Source organism: Streptomyces sp. 8L, assembly GCF_020176795.1.
Taxonomy (GTDB): Bacteria; Actinomycetota; Actinomycetes; order Streptomycetales; family Streptomycetaceae; genus Streptomyces.
Map to the genome: position 1 here is coordinate 1 of NZ_JAIUKE010000792.1, position 2536 is coordinate 2536.

2 protein-coding genes are annotated in these 2536 nt (G+C 75.0%); both read left to right on the plus strand.

Annotation, left to right across the window (positions count from 1 at the left end):
* The first annotated feature begins 121 nt into the window (after window positions 1–121).
* Complete coding sequence (locus LCE31_RS38770; protein WP_225022923.1) at window positions 122–928, plus strand: hypothetical protein; 807 nt, start codon at window positions 122–124, stop codon at window positions 926–928.
* 127 nt (window positions 929–1055) lie between these two features.
* The gene (locus tag LCE31_RS38775; RefSeq protein ID WP_225022925.1) at window positions 1056–2396 is read left to right on the plus strand and encodes an MFS transporter; all 1341 of its coding nucleotides are present in this window, start codon (window positions 1056–1058) and stop codon (window positions 2394–2396) included.
* The last annotated feature ends 140 nt before the right edge of the window (window positions 2397–2536 follow it).

Here is a 2536-nt window from a genome sequence, read left to right on the forward strand (position 1 = left end):
GGGCGGGGGAGGGGGAGGAAGCGGAGGAAGAAGAGGAAGTCATGGGACCAGCCTTCCCTTTCGGGTGAGGTCTTGGCCACTCGGGGACGCCGGGCGCCGCGCTCGGGCAGGATGCGGGGCCATGGATGCCGTACGCGTCGCCCTCTTGCGGGAGGTGCTCGCCGCCACCCGGTGGCCCTCGGAGGCCCGGGCGTTCGCGGGTGCGCTGCGCTCGTGCGTCGTACCGCAGGGCGGCGGCCTGCTCCTGGTCGGGACGCGCGCGTACGAGCCGTGGCACCTGGCGGCCCATCTCGTCGACGAGGCGGCCTGGTCGGGCCGGCCGGAGCTGGCGCCCACCCTCGTGCGGCACGAGGTGCCGCCGAGGGCCCCCGCGCACCTGACGGTCGGCCTCGGCCGCCTGGAAGCGGCGGGGCGCGGCGAGACGCTGCTGGTGGTGGCGCCGGGCCGGGCGGACACCGGGCTGCTTGAGCGCGTGCACGGGGCGCGGCGCGCCGGAGCGACGGTGTTCTCGCTGGACGGCGGCGACCCGGAGATGCGCGGCGTGGCACACGAGATCCTCACCGTGCCGGGAGCGGGCCCGATCGGTACGGGGCCGTTCGGTAGTACGGGGCCCATCGGGACGGGGACCACCCACGCGGCGGGAGCCGGGCCCGCGATCACCTGTACGGCGGGGCCGGGCTTCACGGGAAGGGTTTACGCGGGAACGGGTCCCGGGAGGCCGCGCACCACCGGGCGGGACGCGGGCGGGGACGCCCCACGCCCGGAGTCCGCCGCCGAGGCCGATGTGGACTTCGACACAGTCCAGCACCTGGTGAGTGCGGCGGCGGGGGAGTCCGCGCTGCCCGGCGCGCGCGGCAGGCACCGCTTCAGGGACCGGCTCTCGTCCCTCGCGGACCGGCTCACGGCGCCCCCGCCCGCCCGCTGGTGAGGTCGCGGGCGCCGCCGCGTCACTCGCGTATGCCCGTGACGCCCTCCGGTCCGCCCCGGTCCCGCTCCTCTCCGGCCCCCCGATGTCACTTGCATGGTGCATGTAAGGGCACGGAACATGGCACTTCGTGCCGCATCTCTTCCGCCGGGCCCTCGCGATCCTGCCCGATCTGTCCCCGCTCCGCGCCCTGCGTGATTTCCGGCTGCTCTGGTTCCAGGGACTCGTCACGTCCTTCGGCAGCTCGATGACGATGGTGGCACTGCCGCTCCAGATCAAGGAGCTGACGGACTCGCCGTTCGCGGTCGGCGCGATGGGGGCCGTCGAACTCGTGCCGCTGATCGCCTTCGGCCTGTACGGGGGCGCGCTCGCCGACGCCGTGGACCGGCGCAGGGTCATCCTGCTCTCGGAGGCGGGCCTCGGGGCGCTCGCCGTGGTGCTGCTCGCCAACTCCCTGCTGCCGCACCCCGCGCTGTGGCTGCTGTACGTGGTCGCCGCCGGCGTCTCCGCGCTGTCCGGGCTCCAGCAGCCCGCGCTCGGCTCACTGATCGCGCGGATCGTCCCGCACGACCAGCTCACGGCCGCGTCCGCGCTGAACTTCATGCGCGGCCAGCTCGCCGCCGTGGTGGGCCCCTCGCTCGCCGGTGTCGTCGTCGCGTACGTCGGCCTGCCCGTGGCGTACGCGGTGACGGTGGCGGGCTTCCTGCTCACCGTGCCGATGTGCCTGCGCCTCGCGCCCGCCCCGCCGCTCGGCGCGAGCGCGCGTCCCTCACTGCGCAGCGTGGTGGAGGGGGCGCGCTACGCCTGGAGCAAGCCGGTGCTGCTCGGCACGTACGCGATGGACGTGGCGGCGATGTTCTTCGCGTACCCGGTGACGCTCTTCCCGTTCCTGGCCGACGAACTGCACGCCGAGTGGGCACTGGGCCTGATGTACGGGGCGATACCGTTCGGCTCGATGCTCGTGACCGCGACGAGCGGCTGGGCCGCCAGGACGCGCCGCCACGGGCGGATGGTCGCGCTCGGCGCGGGCAGCTGGGGCCTCGCGATGGCGGCGGCCGGGCTGATGTCCCACATCTGGCTGATCCTGGCGTGCCTCGCGGTCGCGGGCGCGGGCGACATGCTCAGCGGCCTCGCCCGGCACACCATCTGGGACCAGACGATCCCCGACGAGCTGCGCGGGCGGCTCGCGGGCATCGAGGTCCTCTCGTACAGCTGCGGCCCGCAGCTCGGACAGGTGCGGGCGGGCACGATGGCGGGCATCACCGGCACCCGCCCGGCCGTCTGGGGCGGAGGCTTCGCGTGCGTGGCGGCGGTGGGGCTGCTGGCGCTCGCGCTGCCGAGCCTGCTCCGCTACCACGCGGACACCGATCCGGACGCGCTGCGCAGACGCGCGCAGAAGGAGGAGGCGGCACGGGCCGCCGCGGAGTCCGCCACGGGCACCGGCGGCACCCCCGAGGTGGCGGGCGCATAGGCCGCGGCCTGCGGTGATCGTCCACGATCCGGGACGTCCGGGCGGCATGTACGTGCCATCTTTACGATGCCCTGGTGCCACCCGAAGAGCGAAGCGATCTCAGCGACGGGGCCTCCCCGCGGCCCCCGGCCCCCGACGAC

What these genes read in the sequence shown, in the direction of transcription:
- LCE31_RS38770 (WP_225022923.1), top strand. Translation starts at nt 122, where the DNA reads ATGGATGCCGTACGCGTCGCCCTCTTGCGGGAGGTGCTCGCCGCCACC.